Genomic DNA, 20,254 nt, shown 5'->3' with positions numbered 1-20,254 from the left:
TCCCCCGACCGGCGGCCAACCAGGCCGACGGCGTCTTTCGCGCATGTCCGCCGGCCCGCGGGGCCGGCGGCCGGGCGACGCGGGCGAAGCCCGCGGCGCAATCCCTCATGGCCCTCAGCCTGCGGCCTTCAGCTCGAGACGGCGACGGTGCAGGACCGGCTCGGTATAGCCCGACGGCTGCACCCGGCCCTCGAAGACCAGGTCGCAAGCGGCCTTGAAGGCCGGCCCGTCATAGTCCGGCGCCATCGGACGATAGGCCGCATCGCCGGCGTTCTGACGATCCACGACCTCGGCCATGCGCTTCATCACCGCCATGACCTCGTCCTCCGAGACCACGCCGTGATGCAGCCAGTTGGCCAGGTGCTGCGACGAGATCCGGCAGGTCGCGCGGTCCTCCATCAGCCCCACGTCATGGATGTCCGGCACCTTCGAGCAGCCGACGCCCTGGTCGACCCAGCGCACCACGTAGCCCAAGATGCCCTGCGCGTTGTTCTCGATCTCCTCGCGGATCTCGTCCTCGGACCAGTTGGCGCCCTCGGCCACCGGGATGGTCAGCAGATCCTCGAGCGTGCCGCGTGGCCCGCCCGCGGCGATCTCCGCCTGCCGCTCGAGCACGTCGACCTCGTGGTAATGCAGCGCGTGCAGCGTCGCGGCGGTGGGCGACGGCACCCAGGCGCAGTTCGCCCCGGCCTTCGGGTGGCCGATCTTGGCCTTGAGCATATCCGCCATCAGGTCCGGCATGGCCCACATACCCTTGCCGATCTGCGCCTTGCCCCGCAGGCCGCAGGCGAGGCCGATATCGACATTGCGATCCTCGTAGGAGGCGATCCACGCAGTGCCCTTCATGTCGCCCTTGCGGATCATCGGGCCGGCTTCCATCGAGCTGTGCATCTCGTCGCCGGTGCGATCGAGGAAACCCGTGTTGATGAAGGCGACCCGGTGCTTGGCGGCGCGGATGCACTCCTTGAGGTTCGCGCTCGTCCGGCGCTCCTCGTCCATGATGCCGAGCTTCACGGTGTATTGCGGCAGCTCCAGCGCCGCTTCCACGAAGCTGAAGATCTCGTCCGCGAAGGCGACCTCCTCGGGCCCGTGCATCTTCGGCTTCACCACGTAGACCGAGCCCTTGACCGAGTTGCGCGGCCCTTCACTCTTCGACAGGTCGTGCTTGGCGATCAGCGTGGTCACCATCGCATCCATCAGCCCCTCGAAGATCTCCGAGCCGTCCTCGAGCAGGATCGCCGGGTTGGTCATCAGATGGCCGACATTGCGCACCAACATCATCGAGCGCCCCTTGAGCACCAGCTCCGAGCCGTCCGGCGCGGTGTAAACGCGGTCGCCATGCAGGGTGCGAGTGACCTGCGCGCCGCCCTTCTCGAACGTGTCCGCAAGATCGCCCTTCATCAGGCCCAGCCAGTTGCCATAGGCCTGTGCCTTCTCCTCGGCATCGACGCAGGCAACGGAGTCCTCGCAATCCATGATGGCCGAGACCGCGGCCTCCATCAGCACGTCCGCGAGCCCCGCGTCATCGGTCTTGCCGATGAAATGATCGCGGTCGATGACCAGCTCGACATGCAGGCCGTTGTTGCGCAGCAGAATCGCCTCGGGGGCCTCGGCCGAACCGCGGTAGCCGGCGAACTGCGCCGGGCTCAGCAGCGGCTTGCCCGAGACGCGCAGTGTGCCGCCCTCGACGGTGTATGCGTCCGCCCCCGCATGGCTGCCGCCATTGACCGGGAAGGTCGCGTCGAGAAAGGCCTTGGCAGCACTCACCACCTCGCCGGCGCGGTCCATGTCGAACCCGCCCTTGCCGGGCAGCGAGCCCATCGCGTCGGTGCCATAATAGGCGTCGTAGAGCGAGCCCCAGCGCGCGTTGGCGGCGTTCAGCGCGTAGCGCGCATTGGTGATCGGCACCACCAGCTGCGGCCCGGGCACCGAGGCAAACTCCGGGTCGGTGTTCCGCGTCTCGATCTCGAAGGCCGGCCCCTCAGGCACGAGATAGCCGATCTCCTCGAGAAAGGCGCGATAAGCCTCGGCGTCATGCGGCTGGCCCTTGCGCGCAAGGTGCCACTCGTCGAGCTGCGCCTGGATGCGCTCGCGGGTCTCGAGCAGCGCCGCGTTGCGCGGGCCGAACGTATGCGCCAGCTCCGAGAGCTTTTCCCAGAAAGTCTCCGCCGCCACACCGCTGCCCGGCAGCGCCTTCTCTTCGATGAAGTCGAACAGAATACGGTCGATCTGAAGACCGTTGCGGGTGATGCGGTCGCTCATGGCAAGCCTCCTGGCAGGATTCGGGTGGTGTGCGAGTTTCCCGACCAGTAAGAGAGTTTCCGATCGGAAACAAGTGCGGTCATATTATTTGACCAATTTCCGGCGTGCACCTGCAAACGCCTCGCGCGGGGGACCACCTGCTTTCCACGGCAGGGAGCCGGCCCTCAGGCGGCGTCGCGATCCGCCTGCTGTCGCGCCCAGAGCTGCGCATAGCGCCCGCCGCGCGCCAGCAGCGCCTCGTGGGTACCCTCCTCGACCACCTCGCCCTTCTCCAGCACCACGATGCGGTCGGCATCGGCGATGGTCGAGAGGCGGTGGGCGATGGTGATCACCGTGCGGCCCTCGCCCGCGCGCTTCAGCGCGGTCTGGATCTCGGCCTCGGTCTCGGTGTCGAGCGCCGAGGTGGCCTCGTCGAGCAACAGAATCGGCGGGTTCTTCAGCAAGGTGCGCGCAATGCCCACCCGCTGCTTCTCCCCTCCCGAAAGCTTCAGCCCGCGCTCGCCCACCTGTGTGTCGTAGCCCTCGGGCAGGCTCTCGATGAAACCGTGGATCTGCGCCGCCTGCGCCGCTGCGACGATCTCGTCCTCGGTGGCGCCGTCGCGGCCATAGGCGATGTTGTAGCGGATGGTGTCGTTGAACAGCACCGTGTCCTGCGGCACCACCCCGATCGCTCCGTGAAGGCTGTCTTGCGTGACGTCGCGCAGATCCTGCCCGTCGATGCGGATCGCGCCGCCGCCCACGTCGTAGAAACGGAACAGCAGCCGCCCGATGGTCGACTTGCCCGAGCCCGACGGCCCGACCAACGCCACGTTCTGCCCGGCGCCAACCTCGAGCGAGACGCCCTTGAGGATCGGACGCTCGGGATCGTAGCCAAAGCGCACGTCGTCAAAGGCCACAACGCCGCCCGCCACCGCGATGGCCGGCGCGCCGGGCTTGTCGGTCACGTCGCGCGGGCTGTCGAGCAGGTCGAACATCTCGCCCATGTCGACGAGGCTCTGGCGGATCTCGCGATAGACCGTGCCGAGGAAGTTCAGAGGCATGGTGATCTGGATCATGTAGGCGTTGACCATGACGAAGTCGCCCACCGTCAGGCTGCCGTTCTGCACGCCCATCGCCGCCATCACCATGACGATGACGAGCCCGGTGGTGATCAGGAAGGACTGGCCGAAATTGAGCATCGCCAGCGAGGTCGCGGTCTTCACCGCGGCCCGCTCGTAGCCCTTCATCGCAGCGTCATAGCGCGCCGCCTCGCGCGCCTCGGCGCCGAAATACTTCACCGTCTCGAAGTTCAGCAGGCTGTCGATGGCCTTCTGGTTGGCGTCGGTGTCCTGCTGGTTCATCGTCCGGCGCAGCCGCACCCGCCACTCGGTGACCTTGAAGGTGAACCAGACATAGAGCGCGATGGTCAGCACCACCACGGCCAGATACCAGACGTCGAACAGGAAGAAGAGCACCGCCGCCACCAGTGTCAGCTCGATGATCAGCGGCCCGACGCTGAACAGCAGGAAGCGCAGCAGGAATTCGACCCCCTTGACGCCCCGCTCAATGATCCGCGACAGGCCGCCGGTCTTGCGGCTGATGTGATAGCGCAGCGACAGGCGGTGGATATGGGTGAAGGTCTCGAGCGCAAGCTGGCGCAGCGCGCGCTGGCCGACGCGGGCGAAGACGCCGTCACGGGCCTGCTGGAAGCCCACGGTCATCAGCCGTGCCAGCCCGTAGGCGATGGTCAGCCCCACCGCGCCCAGCATCAGGTCGGGCACCTCGCCCGAAAGGCTGTCGACGGCGCGCTTGTAGAGGATCGGCGTGCCCACGGCGATCAGCTTGGCCATCAGCAGAAGCCCCAGCGCGATCACCACCCGGCGCTTCACCCAGACCTGCCCGTCGGGCCAAAGATAGGGCCAGACCCGGCGAATGGTGCGCAGGCCGGAGCGGCGCTCCTCGCGGGCGATGTCTGCGGAGGTTTCGGGAGGCATGGCGGGTCCGTTCTGTCGCGTCTCCCGCCTGCCTTAGCGCGATGACCGGCAGGAGACCAGAGCAGGCCCCGACCTGGCGCCGGGATGAGGGGCCGGAAAAAAGGGGCGCTGCCCCTCTTGGCGCAAGCGCCAATTCACCCCGAGGTATTTGGAAACCAGAGAAGACAGGAGCGCATCCCCCCTGCTTCTCTTCGTCAAAAAATACTCCCGCCGGAGGCGTCCGGGCGCGCCGCCCCGCGCCATGGCCGGGCCTGAGGCGCTGGCTCAGTCCGGCAGCTCGAAGATCTGGCCCGGGTAGATCAGGTCGGGGTTGCGGATCTGTTCGCGGTTGGCCTCGAAGACCTTTACATAGGCCAGCCCCTCGCCGTAGCGGTCCCGCGCCAGTGCCCAGAGCGTGTTGCCGGGCTGCACGGTGACCGCGGTCAGCGCCGCCTCGCCCGCCTCTACCTCGTCGGCCGCGGCCGCAAGCTTGGCCGGCTCCTCGCGCAGAAACGGGCTTTCGGCGCGCGCGGACACATCCCCGCTCTCGGCAAGCTGGTCGACGCGCAGCGTGTAAGTGCCGCCTTCCACGCCGGGAAGGTCGATCCGCCAACGCCCGGTCTCGGGAACCGCGCCGGTGGCGACGGAACGATTGTCGAGATAGATCCGCAGCGTCGCATCCGCGCTTCCGCGGCCCGAAAGCGTCACCCCGCCGGTCTCGTCATAGGTGATGGCATCGATCGCCACCTGCCCCTCGGGCAGCGGGTCAGGCGCCTGCAGCACCTCGACCCCTGCCTCGGTCGAGAGCAGGATGGCGGGCGCCGCTGCGGACGCATCCGCCGGCGCGGGCGGCGTGACCGCCCCCCCCGCTGTCTCGCCGGAGGCCATCTCAAGCGCCTCGTCATTCGCGACGGCTTCGACACCCGGAGCATCCGCCCCCTCGGCCCCCCGGGCTGACGGTCCGACGGCGGCCTCGGCAACGGCGGAGATCTCGGCGGTGCTGCCCGCGGGCGGCGGCTCGGGTGCGTCGGAGGGAGCGGGCGGCGCGAGGATGACCTCTTCGGTCGAGGCGATCTCCTGCTCGCCGAGCTTCATGCTCAGGCGCAGCACCCGCGGGTCGGCGGAGGGCGGCAAATCGAGGAACAGCGCGAATCTGCCGGAGGAATCCGCCGAGGCCACCGGCTGCGCCTCACCATCGAGCAGAACCGAGACCTCGGCACCGGGCGCGGCGCTGCCGGCCACCAGCGTCTGGCCGCCGGGATCGGCGCGCACCAGGTCGAAACGCGGCGGGGCCGGCTCTGCCGGGGCCTCGGCGGGGCTGTCGGCGGCGACCGCGTCGGGCGCCTCGCTGCCGGCGTCGGCCGCGTCGGGGGCAGGCATTGCCTGCGGTGCCTCGGGCGTGGCGGAGTTGGTGGCGACGGCGGCGTCGCTTCCGGTATCCCCCTCGACCGAGGCCGTCTCGACCGGCGAGACGAGGCTGAGCGGCCCCGTGTCCGGCCCGATCAGTCCGGCCAGATAAAGCAGTGCCGCCAGCGCCACCGCGCCCAGAATCCCCCAGCCAAGAGCCTTTGTCATTGTCGCGCTATCCATGTCCCCAAGTGACGCTGCAGCGCAGCGCTGTTGAGATGGTATAACAATCCCGTTATCACGGGTCAAAACAGCAATTTATCGCCGAGTCTCAGCATGAACCCGAAATCCGTCTGCGTCTACTGCGGCTCGCGCCCCGGCCGTGCCGCCTCCTACACCGCTGCCGCCGAGGCCATGGGCCATGCGCTGGCCGCCGAAAAGTGGCGCCTCGTCTACGGCGCGGGCGATGTCGGGCTGATGGGCGTGGTGGCCCGCGCCGCACAGGCCAGCGGCGGCGACACGTTCGGAGTGATTCCCACTCACCTGCTGCAGCGCGAGGTCGGCAAGACCGACCTCACCCGCTTCGTCGTCACCGAGACCATGCACGAGCGCAAGAAGGTCATGGTGATGAATGCCGATGCCATCGTGATGATGCCCGGCGGTGCCGGCAGCCTCGACGAGTTCTTCGAGGTGCTGACATGGCGCCAGCTCGGGCTGCACGACAAACCCATCGTGCTGCTCGATGCCGACGGGTTCTGGGGGCCGCTCAAGGCGCTGCTGCATCACGTGGTCGACGAGGGCTTCGCCGACCACGCGATGCTGGATTTCGTGCAGAGCGCCGAGACCGCCAAGGGCGTCATGGAGATCCTGCGCCGCGCCCTGAGCTGACGCGCACGCCCCTGCCCCGGCCTCAGTCGGTCCGGCGCAGGGTGCTGCCGATGAGCTCTTCCGAAAACGGCACCGGCAGCGGATCGCGCCCCAGGCGGGCACGGTAGACCGGCAGGCTTTCCGAGACCCGCATGACGTAGTTGCGGGTCTCGTTGAACGGGATCATCTCGATCCAGTCGATCACGTCGATCTCGCCAGTCCGCGGGTCACCGAACTGGTCCATCCAGCGGATCGGCCGTCCCGGGCCGGCGTTGTAGCCCGCCGACATCATCACGACATTGCCGTCGAAACGCTCCGCCAGCCGGGCAAGATAGGTCGAGCCGAGCCGGGCGTTGTAGGCCGGATCCTCGGTCAGACCGTCATGCGAATAGGCAATGTCGAGCCAGCCCGAGACCTCCCGCGCTGTGCCCGGCATCAGCTGCATGAGCCCCCGCGCCCCGGCATGGGAGACCACCGCCGGATCGAACTCGGACTCGCGCCGCGCAATCGCCAGCACCATCTCCTTCGGGACCGGGAAGTCGGTCGCCACGAGATCCGGATGCAGCGCGTAGTAGGGCCCCGGCAGTTCGACGCCGTAGCGCGCTGCGCGCTTGCCGACCATGACCTGCACATGCGGGCGGCCCATCTCGGCGAGCATGTCGCCAAGCTGGCCGATCTGCTGCCGGTCAAGCCCTTCGGCCAGATGGGTGAGGAAGCGCTCGCCCAGGGTCAGCTCGCCCGAGGCCAGAAGCAGGATCGCCGCCTTGTAGACACTGCTCTCGGTAAAGGCGGCGCTGTTCCAGTCGGGGAACTCCTCGGTTCCCGCGAGCGCCGGGTTGGGCGCCACGCCCGCCTTCTCGGCGGCCAGAAGGCCGTAGAACGAGGTCTGCCAGCGGGCGCCCTGCTCATAGGCGGTCTGTGCGGCCTCGGCGTTGCCAAGCGCCTCGTGCGCCCGGCCGGTCCAGTAGCCGGCCCGGCCCAGCGAGATCGGCGTATCGACCGCGCCGCCGTGGCCCTGGAAGTGCCTCAGCGCGCGCTGCGGATTGTCGAGGAAGCGCAGCGAGAGATAGCCCGAAAGCCATTCCAGCGCAGCGTAGTCCGAGCCCTCCGAGAGATGATGGGTCGAGGCCACCTGATAGGCAGTCCGGTAGTCTCCATCGAGCATCATCGAATGCGCGATGTCGTCCCGCCGCCCGGCCCAGGCCCAGGGCTCGCCCAGGGTCTCGGCGCTCTTGGAATGCGCTAGAAGCAGCGCCACGGCATCGGCGGTGCGGCCCTTGCGGACGCGCCAGAGGAAACGCTCATAAGCCAGCCCGGGATGATCGCGCAGCGCCTCGGGCACCTTTTCGATCAGCCCGTCGACCCCCGGCGACATGTCGCGCAGGGCGATTCGCGCCTCGGCCAGCGCGCGCCAGTCCTCGCCGACCAGCGGCATGATGGCCCGGGCATTTGATTCCCAGCCTTGCCACAGCGCCATGTCCAGCCGCGCCTCGTGATGGGCGGTCAGCAGATCGCCCCATTGCGACAGGAAGCTCGAGCGTTCCTCGGAAGACAGCGCCAGCGTGCGCCACGCCAGCACCACCTCGGCCTCGGCGGCACCGCGCTCGCCCTCGGCCATGTAGCTGCGCGCCAGCGCCAGCGCGCCGGCGCCGGTCTGCGGGCGGTAGCCATCGAAGAAGGCGCGGATGATCGACATGTCGCCGGATTCCGAGATCGCGATCTCGCTCTTTTCACGCAAGTAGGGCATTCCCGGCCAGTCCGGGTTCCGTGCGATGAAGTCCATGATCTGCGATGGGTCGCCCCTGCTGGCACGCAGGTAGTGCCACAAGATCACGTCGAGCGCCGGCTGGCCGTCACCGCGCGAATCGATCAGGGCTGCCGCCCAATTGCCCTCGCGCATGGCCTGCATAGCCTCAGCCAGCGGGCGCTCGGCCTGCGCGGCGGCGGGAGTGGCGGCCGGAACGGCCAGGGCGAGCGAGAGGAGGATGGCCCAGAGGCGCGACATGAGCTTGCAATTTCCGATCTGAGAAGGAATAGACGCGCTCCAGAGGATATCGCGCGTCATGAAGGCTGCAATTCACATTCCCTTCAGGGTGGCGTGGGTCCGCGGAGATGACGTTAACACATAAAAGGAGCGTGTCATGTTGAAAGGTTCAATGCCTGCCCTGGTCACGCCGTTCAAGGACGGCGCAGTGGATTTCGACACGCTCAAACGCCTTGTCGAGTGGCATATCGAGCAGGGCAGCCACGGGCTCGTGCCGGTCGGCACCACCGGCGAGAGCCCGACGCTCACCCACAAGGAGCACGAGGCGGTGATCGAATGTGTCGTCACCGCCGTGGCGGGGCGCATTCCGGTGATCGCCGGGGCCGGCTCGAACAACACCGACGAGGCGATCCGCTTCGTGCAGTTCGCCGAGAAGGTCGGCGCCGATGCCGCGCTGGTGGTCACGCCCTATTACAACAAGCCGACCCAGGCCGGACTGATCGCGCATTTCACCGCGCTGCACGACTGCGCGAACATCCCGATCGTGATCTACAACATCCCCGGGCGCTCGGCGGTCGACATGACCCCCGCGACGCTGGGCGAGCTGGCCAAGCTGCCACGCATCATCGGCGTGAAGGATGCCACCGCCGATCTCGCGCGGGTCTGTGCCCAGCGCATCACCTGCGGGCCGGACTTCCTGCAGATCTCCGGCGAGGACGCGACTGCGCATGGCTTCAACGCGCAGGGCGGCGTGGGCTGCATCTCGGTGACGGCGAATGCCGCACCGGCGCTGTGCTCGCAACTTCAGGAAGCCACGCTCGCGGGCGATTACGGCAAGGCGCTTACCATCCAGGACCGGCTGATGCCGCTGCATCAGGCGATCTTTGCCGAACCCGGGCTTTGCGGCGCCAAATACGCCATGGCCCGCCTCGGTCTCTGCGAGGAAGAGATGCGCCTGCCGCTGCTGCCGGTGACCGAGCCGGTGCGCGCCCGCATCGACGACGCGCTGCGCCATGCCGGTCTGCTCAACTGAGGCAGGCGACAGGCCGCCCACGCGGCACAGAAGATCCAGAACGGCCGGGCACGTCCCGGCCGTTCGTCATTTCAAGACCTTGCAACAAGATCGAATTCTGCGCAGCGTTCCCCTGAAACACCCAGGAGGACCCCCCATGCGGTTCTTGGCAGTCCTGTTCGCCTTCCTCGCGCCGGCCTCTGCCGTCAGCGCGGGCGACGATGAAGAGCGGACCCTGCGCGCGTTGCTCTCGCGCGGCGACGAAGAGGTCGCCATGGCCCCGGCCTTTCTCGACAGCGTGCCGCCCGAGACCCTCTCGCAGGTGCTCGACGGGCTGAAGGACGCCATCGGCCCGGTCGCCCGGATCGACGGCAAGGGCCGCGATTACGTGGTGCAGTCCGACACCCACCGTATGCCCGCCCGCATCGCCTTCGATGCCGAGGGACGGGTCTCGACGCTCTGGTTCGGCGCGCCCGAGCCGCGCGTCACCGATCTCGCCAGCGCCGAGGCGCTGCTCGGCGAGCTTGGACAGGACGTGTCGTGGCTCGCCATGCGCGACGGCGCGGTGATCTCCGAGAGCCGCGCAAGCGAGCCGCTCGCGGTGGGCTCGGCCTTCAAGATCGGTGTGCTGGCGGCGCTGGCCGACGAGATCGAGGCCGGGCGCCGCGACTGGGCCGAGGTGGTGCGGCTGGAAGAACATCACCGCTCGCTGCCCTCGGGCCGGATGCAGGACTATCCCGCGGGCGCACCGCTGACGCTGCACAGCGCCGCGCTGGCGATGATCGCCGAGAGCGACAACACCGCCACGGACCTGCTGATCGACCTGCTGGGCCACGAAGCCGTTGCCGAAAGGCTCGGGATCGCCTCCGAAGACCTGCTCACCACCCGCGCGTTTTTCGCGCTCAAGGCTGACGAGGCCCGCCGTGCCGACTGGCGCGCGGCCTCGCCCGCCGACAAGCCCGCCATCGCCGCAAGCGCCGCAGAGACCCTGCCCGCCCTCGAGGCCGTCACCGGCCCGCACGCGCAGGGGGTCGAGTGGTATCTCCCTCTCGACCGGCTCTGCGCGCTTGGCGCGCCTTTGGCCGCCCTGCCGCTGATGCAGGTCAATCCCGGCCCGGTCGTGGGGCAGCCCGGCCTGTGGCAGAGCATCGCCTACAAGGGCGGCTCCGAGACCGGCGTGCTCAACTTCACCGCTTGGCTGACCGACACCGAGGGCCGGCAACATTGCGCGGCGCTCACCGTCAACGATCCCGGCGCCATCTCCGAGACCACCGCGGTCGCCGCCTTTGGCGCCTTCCTGCGCAGCCTGCACGGGCAGCCCTGAGCCATGGCTTTCCATCCGCCGCCGCACAGGCTAGATCGGGCCGGGCAGGCAAAACCGGGGAAGACAGCATGAAGACAGTGGCCTGGGTGGCAGCGATCACCCTCGTTCTCGACCAGCTCAGCAAGTGGCTGGTGGTTCATGTAATGTCACTCGACAGCCGGCTCGCCATCGACGTGCTGCCGCCGTTCCTGAACTTCCGCATGGCGTGGAACTACGGCATCAATTTCGGCCTGCTGAACGGCGGCACCGAGGCCACCAAGTGGATCCTGATCTCGGTCGCACTGGGCATCGTGCTCTTCGTTCTGGTCTGGCTGCGCCGCGACCCTCCGGGCACACTCGGGCTTATCTCGGGCGGGCTGCTGATCGGCGGCGCGCTCGGAAACGTGATCGACCGCCTGCTCTATGGCGCGGTGGCCGACTTTCTCAACATGTCCTGCTGCGGCATCAACAACCCCTTCGCCTTCAACGTCGCCGATATCGCGATCTTCGCAGGTGCCCTCGGGCTGGTGTTCTTTCCCGGCGGCACGGGCAAGCGCGGGAAAAACGGCTCGTGACGGGGCGGGCTCGATACGTTAAAGCAGACGCAGGCAAGAACCGGAGAATGGCAATGAAGCTGTCGCAGGTCGTGATCGTGATGGGGCTCGTGGGGCTCGCCGGCTGTTCGTCGGGCGAGCGGGACATGCGCCTGCACTACCTCAAGACCAACAGCGGCACGCCCGAGGAATTCGCCATCGTCCCGAACAAACCGCTCGAGACGCCGCCGGCGATGACCGCCCTGCCGGCGCCCACCCCCGGCAGCGCCAACCGCACCGACCAGACGCCCAAGGCCGATGCCGTGGCCGCGCTTGGTGGCAACCCGGCGCGCCTGAACGAGGGCGGCACGCCTACGGGCAACGGCGCACTGCTGCAGCACGCGGGCCGCTATGGCACCGCTCCCAACATCCGGACCGAGCTTGCCGCCGCCGATTTCGAGCACCGCAGGCGCGCGTCGCGCTTCAGCTACAAGATCGTGCCGCAGGACGAATACTACGATGCCTACCGCGAGCAGTGGCTGAACAGCTACGATGCGCTCGAAGCCTATCGCCGCGCCGGCATCGAGACCCCGTCGGCCCCGCCGGAAGGCTGGGACAACTGAGCCGGACCTCCGGCACCCTGCCCCGGAACGCCTGACTTAAGCTCAACGTCTTGGCGGGCCGCTCCCGCTGCGCCTGTCGCTTGAGCTGCGCCCGACCTGCGCCGCGCCAATATCACGGCGGAACCACGTCCCGACCGGGACCGTCCCTTGATCGCGCGGTCCTCAAGCGGTGCTCCCACCCTGAAGGCTTCCGCCGGATCCGAGCGCACAACGCAGGCGCCCGAAAGGACAGCGCTCCTTTTGCGCGCCCTCCCCCACCATCACGAAACCGCAAGCCCGGCTTGAATACCCGACAACTCCGCGTAGGTTCTCTGCACTTGGGGTTCAGACAGGGATTTTGCCGATGAAGAGACTCGCCGCGGCCCTCACGCTTGCCGCCGTCACGCTCACCGCGCCGCCAGCGCTGGCCGAGGAGACCGTCACCCCGGTCACCGACTTCACCCTCGACAATGGCATGGAGGTCGTGGTCATCGAGGACCACCGCGCCCCGGTCGTGGTGCACATGGTCTGGTACCGGGCAGGCTCTGCCGACGAGACCGCCGGCACCTCGGGCGTGGCCCACTTCCTCGAGCACCTGCTCTTCAAGGGCACCGAGACGATGGAAGCGGGCGAGTTCTCCAGGGTGGTGGCGGAGAATGGCGGCACCGACAATGCCTTCACCTCTTACGACCAGACCGCCTACTTCCAGCGCATCGCCGCTGATCGGCTGGGCCTGATGATGCAGATGGAGGCCGACCGCATGGTCAACCTCCAGCTCGATGAGGACGACATCCTGACCGAGCGCGACGTGATCATCGAAGAGCGCAACACGCGGGTCGAGAACGACCCCTCGGCGCTGATGCGCGAGCAGATGGGGGCGGCGCTCTATCAGAACCACCGCTACGGCGTGCCGATCATCGGCTGGCGCCACGAGATGGAAGCGCTCGACCTCGAGGCCGCCACCGGCTTCTACCAGCGTCACTACGCCCCCAACAACGCCATCCTGATCGTCGCCGGCGACGTCACCCCCGACGAGGTTCGCGCGCTCGCCGAAGAGCACTACGCCCCGATCCCCGCCAATCCCGAGGTCGGCGCCCCGCGCCTGCGCCCGCAGGAGCCCCCGCAGCTTGCCGAGCGCCGGCTGGTCTACCGCGACCCCCGCGTCGCGCAGCCCTACCTGATGCGCCGCTACCTCGCCCCCGAGCGCGACCCCGGCGACCAGCGCACCGCCGCCGCCCTCACCCTGCTCGACGAGATCCTCGGCAGCGGCCAAACCTCGGTTCTGAACCGTGACCTGCAGTTCGACGCGCAGGTCGCGCTGCACACCGGCAGCTACTATGACGGCACCTCCTACGACACGTCGAGCTTCACGCTGATCGTCGTGCCCGCCGCCGATGTCAGCCTCGAAGACGCCGAGGCCGCCCTCGACACGGCTTTGGCGAATTTCCTCGAGGAAGGCGTCGATGCCGATCAGCTCGACCGCATCAAGTTCCAGCTCAACGCCGATCTGGTCTACCAGCAGGACAGCACCCAGTCGCTGGCACGGCGCTACGGCGGTGCGCTGACGGCGGGGCTGACGATCGAGGACGTGCAGGCCTGGCCCGGGATCCTGCAGTCGATCACTGCCGAGGAGATCGTCGAAGCGGCCCGGCAGGTCTTCGACGCCAAGCAATCGGTCACCGGCTACCTGATGGCCGAAGAGGCCGCCGACGCCCCCCAGCAGGAGGTCTCGCAATGAAACCGCTCTTCGCCGCCGTCTTCAGCCTGTTCTTCGCCGCGCCCGCGCTCGCGGCAACCGACATCCAGACCGTCGAGACCCCGATGGGTTTCAACGCCTGGCTGGTCGAGGAGCCGTCGATCCCCTTCACCTCACTCGAGATCCGCTTTCGCGGCGGCACCTCGCTCGACGCGCCCGGCAAGCGTGGCGCGACAAACCTCATGGTGGGACTGCTCGAGGAAGGCGCGGGTGACCTGGACGCGCGCGGCTTCGCCGAGGCGCGAGACGCACTCGCGGCCAGCTTCCGCTACGATTCGGGCCCCGATTCGATCTCGGTCTCGGCGCGCTTTCTCACCGAGAACCGCGATGAGGCCGTGGCCTTGCTGCGCCAGAGCCTGGTCGACCCGCGCTTCGACGAAGACGCGCTCGAGCGCGTCCGCGCCCAGGTGCTCTCGGGCATCCGCAGCGATGCGCGCGATCCCGACGCCATCGCCAACGCCCGGTTCGACGAGATGGTGTTCGGCAATCATCCCTACGGCTCCCAGCCTTCGGGCACCGAAGAGAGCGTCGGCGCCCTGACCCGCGACGACATCGTCGCCGCCCATGAGGCCACCATGACCCGCGACCGGGTCTACATCGCCGCCGCCGGCGACATCTCCCCCGACGCGCTTGCCACGCTGATCGACGATCTGCTGGGCGATCTGCCGGAGACCGGCGCGCCGCTGCCCGCTGATATCGAGGCCGAGACCAGCGCCGGCGTCACCGTGGTGCCCTTCGACACGCCGCAATCGGTGGCCATGTTCGGCCATGCCGGCATCGCCCGCGATGACCCGGACTTCTTCGCCGCCTACGTGCTCAACCAGATCCTCGGCGGCGGCGGCTTCGAGGCCCGGCTGATGACCGAGGTGCGCGAAAAGCGCGGCCTGACCTACGGCGTTTATTCCTACCTCGTGCCGATGGACCATTCGGCGCTCTATCTCGGCCGCGTGGCGTCTGCCAATGACCGCATCGCCGAGGCGATCTCGGTGATCCGCGACGAGTGGCGCAAGATGGCCGAAGACGGCGTGACCGCAGCCGAGCTCGAACAGGCCAAGACCTACCTGACCGGCGCCTACCCGCTGCGGTTCGACGGCAACGGCCCGATCGCGCGCATCCTCGTCGGCATGCAGATGGACGGCCTCTCGCCCGAGTACGTCACCACCCGCAATGCCGAGGTCGAGGCGGTCACCCGCGACGACGTCGCCCGCGTCGCCGCCCGCCTGCTCGACCCCGAGGCCCTGCGCTTCGTGGTGGTGGGCCGCCCCGAGGGCCTTGAAGACGAGGCCCCCGGCCAATAACCCCACGGGTCGGGCGCACACGCCCTCGGCCCGCCGCAGCCCCATCTTCTCTTCGTCAAAAATACTCCGGGGTGAATTGGCCGCAGGCCAAGAGGGGCAGCGCCCCTCCTCCCCCTCGCCACAAAAAACGGCCGGCCCCATCCCTGGGCCGGCCGCGTCACATCTCGCGAAGGGCGCCCGGAGGCGCGGGCGAAGCGCCGCCTCAGTGGCGGAAGTGGCGCATCCCGGTGAACACCATCGCCAGCCCGGCCTCGTCGGCTGCCGCGATCACCTCGGCGTCGCGCATCGAGCCGCCCGGCTGGATCACCGTGGTGGCGCCCGCCGCCGCGGCCTCGAGCAGACCGTCTGCAAACGGGAAGAACGCGTCCGAGGCCACCGCGGAGCCCTTGGTCAGCGCCTCGGGCAGGCCCAGCGCCTCGGCCATGCGCTCGGATTTCTTCGCCGCGATCAGCGCCGAATCGACCCGGCTCATCTGGCCCGCGCCGACGCCCACCGTGGCGCCGTCCTTGACGTAGACGATGGCGTTCGACTTCACGTGCTTGGCGACCTTCCAGGCAAACAGCAGATCCTCGAGCTCGGCGTCCGAGGGCTGCCGCTTGGTCACCACCTTCAGATCCTCGAGCCCGATCCGGCCGACATCCTTGTCCTGCACCAGGAAGCCGCCCGCAACCTGCCGATAGGTCAGGCCCGGCGTTCCGGGGTTGGCCACGCCATCGGTGGTCAGCAGCCGCAGGTTCTTCTTCTTGGCAAAGATCTCCTTCGCCGCGTCATCGGCGCCCGGCGCGATCACCACCTCGGTGAAGATCTCGGCGATCGCCTCGGCGGTCTCGGCGTCGAGCTTCATGTTCAGCGCCACGATGCCCCCGAAGGCCGACGTTCGGTCGCAATCAAAGGCCTTCCGGTAGGCCTCCGTCAGGGTCGCGCCCCTGGCCACGCCGCAGGGGTTGGCGTGCTTGATGATGGCGCAGGCCGGCCCGTCGCCGGGCAGGAATTCCGACACCAGCTCGAAGGCGGCGTCGGTGTCGTTGATGTTGTTGTAGCTCAGCTCCTTGCCCTGGTGCTGCACCGCGTTGGCCACGCCCGGACGGTCCGAGCCGTCGCGGTAGAACGCCGCCGCCTGGTGCGGGTTCTCGCCGTAGCGCAGGGTTTGGGCCAGCTCGCCGGCGAAGGCACGGCGGCGCGGCGCCGCCTCCTCGAGCGCGCCCGCCATCCAGGTCGAGACCGCGGCGTCATAGGCGCCGGTGCGGGCATAGGCGGTCAGCGCCAGCTTCTGGCGGAAGCCGTAGGAGGTGGCACCGTCATTGGCGTCGAGCTCGGCCAGCAGCGGCTCGTAATCGGCGATGTCGGTGACCACGTTGACGAAGGCGTGGTTCTTGGCCGCGGCGCGGATCATCGCCGGACCGCCGATGTCGATGTTCTCGATGCAGGTGTCGTAGTCGGCGCCCTTGGCGACGGTCTCCTCGAACGGGTAGAGGTTGACCACCAGCAGGTCGATCTCGGGGATCGCGTGGCCCTTCATCGCCTCGACATGGGCGTCGTCGTCGCGCAGCGCCAGCAGGCCGCCATGGATGCGCGGGTGCAGGGTCTTGACCCGGCCATCCATCATCTCGGGGAACTCGGTGACCTCGGCCACGTCCTTGACCGCGATGCCTTCGTCGCGCAGCGCCTTGGCGGAGCCGCCGGTGGAGAGGATCTCGATTCCGCGCTCGGAGAGGGCACGGCCAAGATCGATCAGGCCGGTCTTGTCGGAGACGGAAATCAGCGCGCGGGCGACTTTGTGCAGGTCAGGCATACGGATCGGGTTCCCAGATGGTTCAATGCGTCGGCTCCGCCTCGTCGATGGCCACGTCGCGCAGGGCGATCGCGGTGTCCTGCGTCTTGGCCAAGGACCAACGGATGCGCGTCGCATACTCCATCGCGCGGCCGGATAAAACGATCTGTTTCGCCGCGCGGGGCCGCAACCGGCCTTTTTCGAGGTAAACCGACGGCTCCAGCGTCAACCGCGGCCCTGCATCGTGGCGGAACACCCAGACCTCGCCCGAGCGCAGCGCCAGCGACACCGCGCTGCCGCCCATGTCGAGCGCGGCATCGACCTCCGGGTGCAGGTGGAACCGCAGCTGCCAGGGCAGCCCGCTCAGCGTCGCCGCGTCGAGCCGCCGGTCAAAGACACGCTTGTCGGCATCGTCGAGCGTGATCAGCATGTCCTCGCCCGAGACCGCGCGCCCGTCGGCGCTCAGCTCGAGGATGCGGGCATGGGTCAGCCCGTGGGTCCGGCGGTAGCCGTCATGGCCGCCCTCGAAGCGCTGCCCGCCCTCGACATGGCCGATCTCGACGGGCACCTGTTTCGGCCCATCCTCGAGCCATTCGCGCACACCGCCATCGGCCACCCGCGGCGTCGCCAGCCGCCCGCTGGAATAGCCGTCGAGGCACAGCGTCGAATGCGAGGGCGTGGCGCGTCCGGCACGGCGCCAATCCGCCCCGAAGCCGGCGCCCGAACCGCAGCTCACCACCACCGGGCGTCGCCCCGAGGTCAGTTCGAAGGCCAGGGTCGAGGCATGGGCATCGAAGGAAGCGGGCCCCGTTGGCGGCGGCGCGGCATCGATGATCAGGCTGCTGCGCCCGCCCGAAAGCCGCGCGTAGCCCATCGCCAGCCCTTCAACCTGACGGCGCCTGACGCCCGAGGCCGCCAGCGCCTGGTCGAGCCGCCCGTCGAGCCCGCGCCCGCCGCCCTGGAACCGCGCCAGCCCGCCATCGGCGTGGCGCAGGGCGCGCAAGGTCGGCGCGATGCGCGCGATGGCCGCGGCATGTGCCTCCTCGGCGGTCAGGTCCTCGTCCTCGAGCGCCGCCCGGGCCCAGGTCAGCAGGGTGAACACCTCGAGCAGTTCCTCGGGGTTCCGGGTCGGGATGCCGCCCTGCGCATCGACCTGTGACGCGCATTCGACGCCCAGCGCCTTGCGTGCCGTCTCCGCATGGGCGCCCATGCCCTCGAAGGACAGACCGGCATAGAGCAGCCCGGTCAGCGCCTCGAACCGCGCCAGCCCCGGCGGCGTGCTCGGCCAGCGCCGCGCCAGGAAAATCGTCTGCGCCGCCAGCGCGCGGTAGAGCGCCGCGGCCTCGTCCGCCTCGGCGCCACGCAGCAGGAACAGCGCGTGATGGATCGTGCGGATCAGCCGCCGCCCGGCGGCGTCCGGGCTCCAGCCATCGCCCTTGCCGCTGCCGTAGCGGGCGATCCAGCCCCAGACCCATTTCCGCGCCAAGAGCCGCGCCCGCGCGTCCCCCACCGCCGCGAGGTCATCGAGCCAGCGGAAGCCGTGGATCTCCGCCTCCCACGCCGCATCCGGCGGGGCGATGTCCCAGATCATCGCGTCAGGGGCTTCGACGAGGTGTCCCGCGAACATCAGGTTGCCGGCGCAAAGCTGGCGTCCCCGCGCAAAACTTCCGGTGCTGCGGGGTTCGGGCTGCGAGACGAGGGCAGAGCCCGGACGGGCACGCGCCGCCAGACGCGCGTGCAGGCGGTTCAGGAACCGCGTCACCGCGGCAGACCAGTTGCCCCTGTTCGACATGTCCCTCTCGTGCCCCGTCTCGGCCTCATCCGGCTCTTTGTTGCCAAGAGGTGTAGCGAAGGGGGGCGCTCAAGTCACCTCGCAATGAGCCGTTCAGGCCGGTTTGCGCAGGATCGCCACGTAGAACCCGTCCATGCCGCCGCGCTCCGCCCAGAAATCGGGCCGCAGCCGCAGCCCGCCCTCCTCCGAGCGCCAAGCCTCTTCGACGCCCGCGGCCTCCGGACGCAGCACCTCGAGCCCGGGGTGGCGGGCCAGCGCCTCCTCGACCTGGCACTCGCCCTCGTCCGGGATCAGCGAGCAGGTGCAGAACACCAGTCGGCCGCCGGGCGCGAGCAGGCGCAGCGCGTGGTCGATCATCGCCGCCTGCAAGCCGATCAGCTCGGAGATGCCCTCGCCCTGCTTGGCCTGCGGCAGGTCGGGGTGGCGGCGGATGGTGCCGGTGGCCGAGCACGGCGCGTCAAGCAGGATGGCGTCATAGGTGCCGTCGTGCGCGAGCGCATCACCGGTGACCGTCGCCGCCTCGAGACCCGTGCGGGCGAGGTTCTCGCGCACCCGGCCCATGCGGGCCTCGGACAGGTCGAGCGCGGTAACGTTTGCCCCCGCCGCGGCCAGCTGCATGGTCTTGCCCCCGGGCGCGGCGCACATGTCGAGAATGTTGAGGCCCGTCACGTCGCCCAGAAGCCGCGCGGGCAGCGCCGCGGCGGCGTCCTGCACCCACCAATCGCCGGTGTCGTAGCCCGGCAGCGCCGAGACCTGCCCGGCGCTGGCCAGCCGCACCGAGCCGGTGGGCAGCAGCGAGCCGCCGACCGCCGCGGCCAGCGCCGCCGCATCGGCCTTGGCGCTGAGATCGAGCGGCGCGCCCGCCAGGTGCGCCGCTTCCATCGCCGCGACCGCCTTGTTGCCCCAGGCGATGGTCAGCGGCTCGCGCAGCCAGCGCGGCAGGCGCGGCACCCGCAGGGTGGACCATTTCGCCGGCGCCTCCTCGGTGAGCTTGCGCAGCACCGCGTTGACGAGCCCCTTCATCGATTGGGTCTTGCGGTCGCCGGCGACGATCTGGACGCAATCGTTGACCACCCCATGCGCCGCCCCGCCGGTGGCGAGCTCCCACGCCCCGAGGCGCAGCACATTGCGCACGAAGAGTGGCGGCGACTTGCGCAGATGCGGCTTCAGGAGCCGGTCGCAGCGCTCGAGATTGCGCAGCACCTCCTGCGCCATGCGCTGCGCGGCGGCGCGATCGGGGGCGGGCATCGCCTCCCATGCGGAGCCGGTCATGGCGTCCGAGAGCAGCCGTCCCTGCCCCAGAACCTGACCGAGCAGCGCCACGCTCTGGGCGCGGGCGGTGGGAATGGGCGGCATGGAGGTCTCTCCCCGGGTTGTCTCGCTGGGCTGGCGGGCCCTATATCAGGGGGGACCAGACGAGGAAAGCGCCATGACCGACGAGACATCCGACCGCAAGGACCTGCCCCCCGCCGCGCAGCGCGCCCTGGCCGAGGCGGCGGAGCGCCGCGCCGCGGCCGAGGAGGCAGCGCGCGAGGCGCCCACGCCGAAGGAATACGGCGGTCGCGACGGGCTTGACCCGGCGCGCTATGGCGACTGGGAGAAGAAGGGCATCGCGATCGACTTCTGATCGCGGTGCGCCCGAGGGATTGCGCGGGCTGACGCCCACGCCCGGGTGCAGGGGCACTGCCCCTGGCGCACCGAAGGTGCGCTGCCCCTATAGCGCCGGAGGCGCGCTGGCGTGGGAAAGAGGGGCGCTGCCCCTCTTGGCCTGCGCG

15 protein-coding genes are annotated in these 20,254 nt (G+C 69.2%); 8 read left to right on the top strand and 7 right to left on the bottom strand.

The window, feature by feature from the left end; translation table 11 throughout:
• Positions 1-114 precede the first annotated feature (114 nt).
• The 3 genes from R2601_RS01020 to R2601_RS01010 form a co-directional block, all read right to left on the bottom strand.
• Positions 115-2,262: a malate synthase G gene (locus tag R2601_RS01020; RefSeq protein ID WP_007792238.1), complete on the bottom strand. Its 2,148-nt coding sequence runs from the start codon at positions 2,260-2,262 to the stop codon at positions 115-117.
• A 164-nt stretch (positions 2,263-2,426) separates the two neighbouring features.
• Positions 2,427-4,235: an ABCB family ABC transporter ATP-binding protein/permease gene (locus R2601_RS01015; RefSeq protein WP_007792236.1), complete on the bottom strand. Its 1,809-nt coding sequence runs from the start codon at positions 4,233-4,235 to the stop codon at positions 2,427-2,429.
• Positions 4,236-4,499: 264 nt separating this feature from the next.
• Positions 4,500-5,789, bottom strand: a complete 1,290-nt coding sequence (locus R2601_RS01010; RefSeq protein ID WP_007792231.1) for a LysM peptidoglycan-binding domain-containing protein — start codon at positions 5,787-5,789, stop codon at positions 4,500-4,502.
• Between the two features lie 108 nt (positions 5,790-5,897).
• Here R2601_RS01010 and R2601_RS01005 point away from each other — a divergent pair, with 108 nt between their 5' ends.
• Positions 5,898-6,449, top strand: a complete 552-nt coding sequence (locus tag R2601_RS01005) for an LOG family protein (RefSeq protein WP_007792229.1) — start codon at positions 5,898-5,900, stop codon at positions 6,447-6,449.
• Positions 6,450-6,471: 22 nt separating this feature from the next.
• Here the strand turns inward: R2601_RS01005 and R2601_RS01000 are convergent, their stop codons facing one another.
• The gene (locus R2601_RS01000) at positions 6,472-8,433 is read right to left on the bottom strand and encodes a lytic transglycosylase domain-containing protein (RefSeq protein ID WP_007792226.1); all 1,962 of its coding nucleotides are present in this window, start codon (positions 8,431-8,433) and stop codon (positions 6,472-6,474) included.
• A 136-nt stretch (positions 8,434-8,569) separates the two neighbouring features.
• On the opposite strand from R2601_RS01000, the gene dapA reads away from it, so the two are divergent.
• The 6 genes from dapA (at position 8,570) to R2601_RS00970 (ending at position 14,916) form a co-directional block, all read left to right on the top strand.
• Entirely contained in the window at positions 8,570-9,445 is an 876-nt protein-coding gene (gene dapA, locus R2601_RS00995; protein ID WP_040544224.1) for a 4-hydroxy-tetrahydrodipicolinate synthase, read from the top strand.
• 136 nt (positions 9,446-9,581) lie between these two features.
• Positions 9,582-10,748: a serine hydrolase gene (locus R2601_RS00990; protein ID WP_007792221.1), complete on the top strand. Its 1,167-nt coding sequence runs from the start codon at positions 9,582-9,584 to the stop codon at positions 10,746-10,748.
• 68 nt (positions 10,749-10,816) lie between these two features.
• Complete coding sequence (gene lspA, locus R2601_RS00985) at positions 10,817-11,302, top strand: signal peptidase II (protein ID WP_007792219.1); 486 nt, start codon at positions 10,817-10,819, stop codon at positions 11,300-11,302.
• Positions 11,303-11,355: 53 nt separating this feature from the next.
• Entirely contained in the window at positions 11,356-11,883 is a 528-nt protein-coding gene (locus R2601_RS00980; RefSeq protein ID WP_110740029.1) for a DUF3035 domain-containing protein, read from the top strand.
• A gap of 343 nt (positions 11,884-12,226) precedes the next feature.
• Positions 12,227-13,600: a M16 family metallopeptidase gene (locus tag R2601_RS00975; protein ID WP_007792214.1), complete on the top strand. Its 1,374-nt coding sequence runs from the start codon at positions 12,227-12,229 to the stop codon at positions 13,598-13,600.
• Positions 13,597-14,916 carry a M16 family metallopeptidase gene (locus R2601_RS00970; protein WP_007792211.1) on the top strand — a complete coding sequence of 440 codons (1,320 nt, stop codon included), beginning with the start codon at positions 13,597-13,599 and terminating at the stop codon, positions 14,914-14,916. Before R2601_RS00975 ends, R2601_RS00970 begins: the two co-directional genes overlap by 4 nt.
• 202 nt (positions 14,917-15,118) lie before the next feature.
• On the opposite strand, the gene purH is transcribed toward R2601_RS00970, so the two are convergent.
• The 3 genes from purH to R2601_RS00955 form a co-directional block, all read right to left on the bottom strand.
• The gene (purH, locus tag R2601_RS00965) at positions 15,119-16,708 is read right to left on the bottom strand and encodes a bifunctional phosphoribosylaminoimidazolecarboxamide formyltransferase/IMP cyclohydrolase (RefSeq protein WP_007792208.1); all 1,590 of its coding nucleotides are present in this window, start codon (positions 16,706-16,708) and stop codon (positions 15,119-15,121) included.
• Between the two features lie 22 nt (positions 16,709-16,730).
• Positions 16,731-18,479 (bottom strand): heparinase II/III family protein, encoded by a 1,749-nt coding sequence (locus tag R2601_RS00960; RefSeq protein WP_007792204.1) that lies wholly within the window; start codon positions 18,477-18,479, stop codon positions 16,731-16,733.
• A 93-nt stretch (positions 18,480-18,572) separates the two neighbouring features.
• Positions 18,573-19,835, bottom strand: a complete 1,263-nt coding sequence (locus R2601_RS00955) for an RsmB/NOP family class I SAM-dependent RNA methyltransferase (protein WP_007792202.1) — start codon at positions 19,833-19,835, stop codon at positions 18,573-18,575.
• A gap of 73 nt (positions 19,836-19,908) precedes the next feature.
• Between R2601_RS00955 and R2601_RS00950 the strand changes: the two genes are divergently transcribed.
• Positions 19,909-20,106, top strand: coding sequence for a DUF1674 domain-containing protein (locus R2601_RS00950; RefSeq protein ID WP_007792200.1), 198 nt, complete (start codon positions 19,909-19,911; stop codon positions 20,104-20,106).
• Positions 20,107-20,254: the final 148 nt, after the last annotated feature.

Source organism: Salipiger bermudensis HTCC2601 (assembly GCF_000153725.1).
GTDB lineage: Bacteria > Pseudomonadota > Alphaproteobacteria > Rhodobacterales > Rhodobacteraceae > Salipiger > Salipiger bermudensis.
This window is presented reverse-complemented; position numbering and strand designations above follow the sequence as displayed.

What these genes read in the sequence shown, in the direction of transcription:
- R2601_RS00960 (WP_007792204.1), bottom strand. Translation starts at nt 18,479, where the DNA reads ATGTCGAACAGGGGCAACTGGTCTGCCGCGGTGACGCGGTTCCTGAAC.
- R2601_RS00950 (WP_007792200.1), top strand. Translation starts at nt 19,909, where the DNA reads ATGACCGACGAGACATCCGACCGCAAGGACCTGCCCCCCGCCGCGCAG.
- dapA (WP_040544224.1), top strand. Translation starts at nt 8,570, where the DNA reads ATGTTGAAAGGTTCAATGCCTGCCCTGGTCACGCCGTTCAAGGACGGC.
- R2601_RS00980 (WP_110740029.1), top strand. Translation starts at nt 11,356, where the DNA reads ATGAAGCTGTCGCAGGTCGTGATCGTGATGGGGCTCGTGGGGCTCGCC.
- R2601_RS01005 (WP_007792229.1), top strand. Translation starts at nt 5,898, where the DNA reads ATGAACCCGAAATCCGTCTGCGTCTACTGCGGCTCGCGCCCCGGCCGT.
- R2601_RS01020 (WP_007792238.1), bottom strand. Translation starts at nt 2,262, where the DNA reads ATGAGCGACCGCATCACCCGCAACGGTCTTCAGATCGACCGTATTCTG.
- R2601_RS00990 (WP_007792221.1), top strand. Translation starts at nt 9,582, where the DNA reads ATGCGGTTCTTGGCAGTCCTGTTCGCCTTCCTCGCGCCGGCCTCTGCC.
- R2601_RS01010 (WP_007792231.1), bottom strand. Translation starts at nt 5,789, where the DNA reads ATGACAAAGGCTCTTGGCTGGGGGATTCTGGGCGCGGTGGCGCTGGCG.
- lspA (WP_007792219.1), top strand. Translation starts at nt 10,817, where the DNA reads ATGAAGACAGTGGCCTGGGTGGCAGCGATCACCCTCGTTCTCGACCAG.
- R2601_RS00955 (WP_007792202.1), bottom strand. Translation starts at nt 19,835, where the DNA reads ATGCCGCCCATTCCCACCGCCCGCGCCCAGAGCGTGGCGCTGCTCGGT.
- purH (WP_007792208.1), bottom strand. Translation starts at nt 16,708, where the DNA reads ATGCCTGACCTGCACAAAGTCGCCCGCGCGCTGATTTCCGTCTCCGAC.
- R2601_RS01015 (WP_007792236.1), bottom strand. Translation starts at nt 4,235, where the DNA reads ATGCCTCCCGAAACCTCCGCAGACATCGCCCGCGAGGAGCGCCGCTCC.
- R2601_RS00975 (WP_007792214.1), top strand. Translation starts at nt 12,227, where the DNA reads ATGAAGAGACTCGCCGCGGCCCTCACGCTTGCCGCCGTCACGCTCACC.
- R2601_RS00970 (WP_007792211.1), top strand. Translation starts at nt 13,597, where the DNA reads ATGAAACCGCTCTTCGCCGCCGTCTTCAGCCTGTTCTTCGCCGCGCCC.
- R2601_RS01000 (WP_007792226.1), bottom strand. Translation starts at nt 8,433, where the DNA reads ATGTCGCGCCTCTGGGCCATCCTCCTCTCGCTCGCCCTGGCCGTTCCG.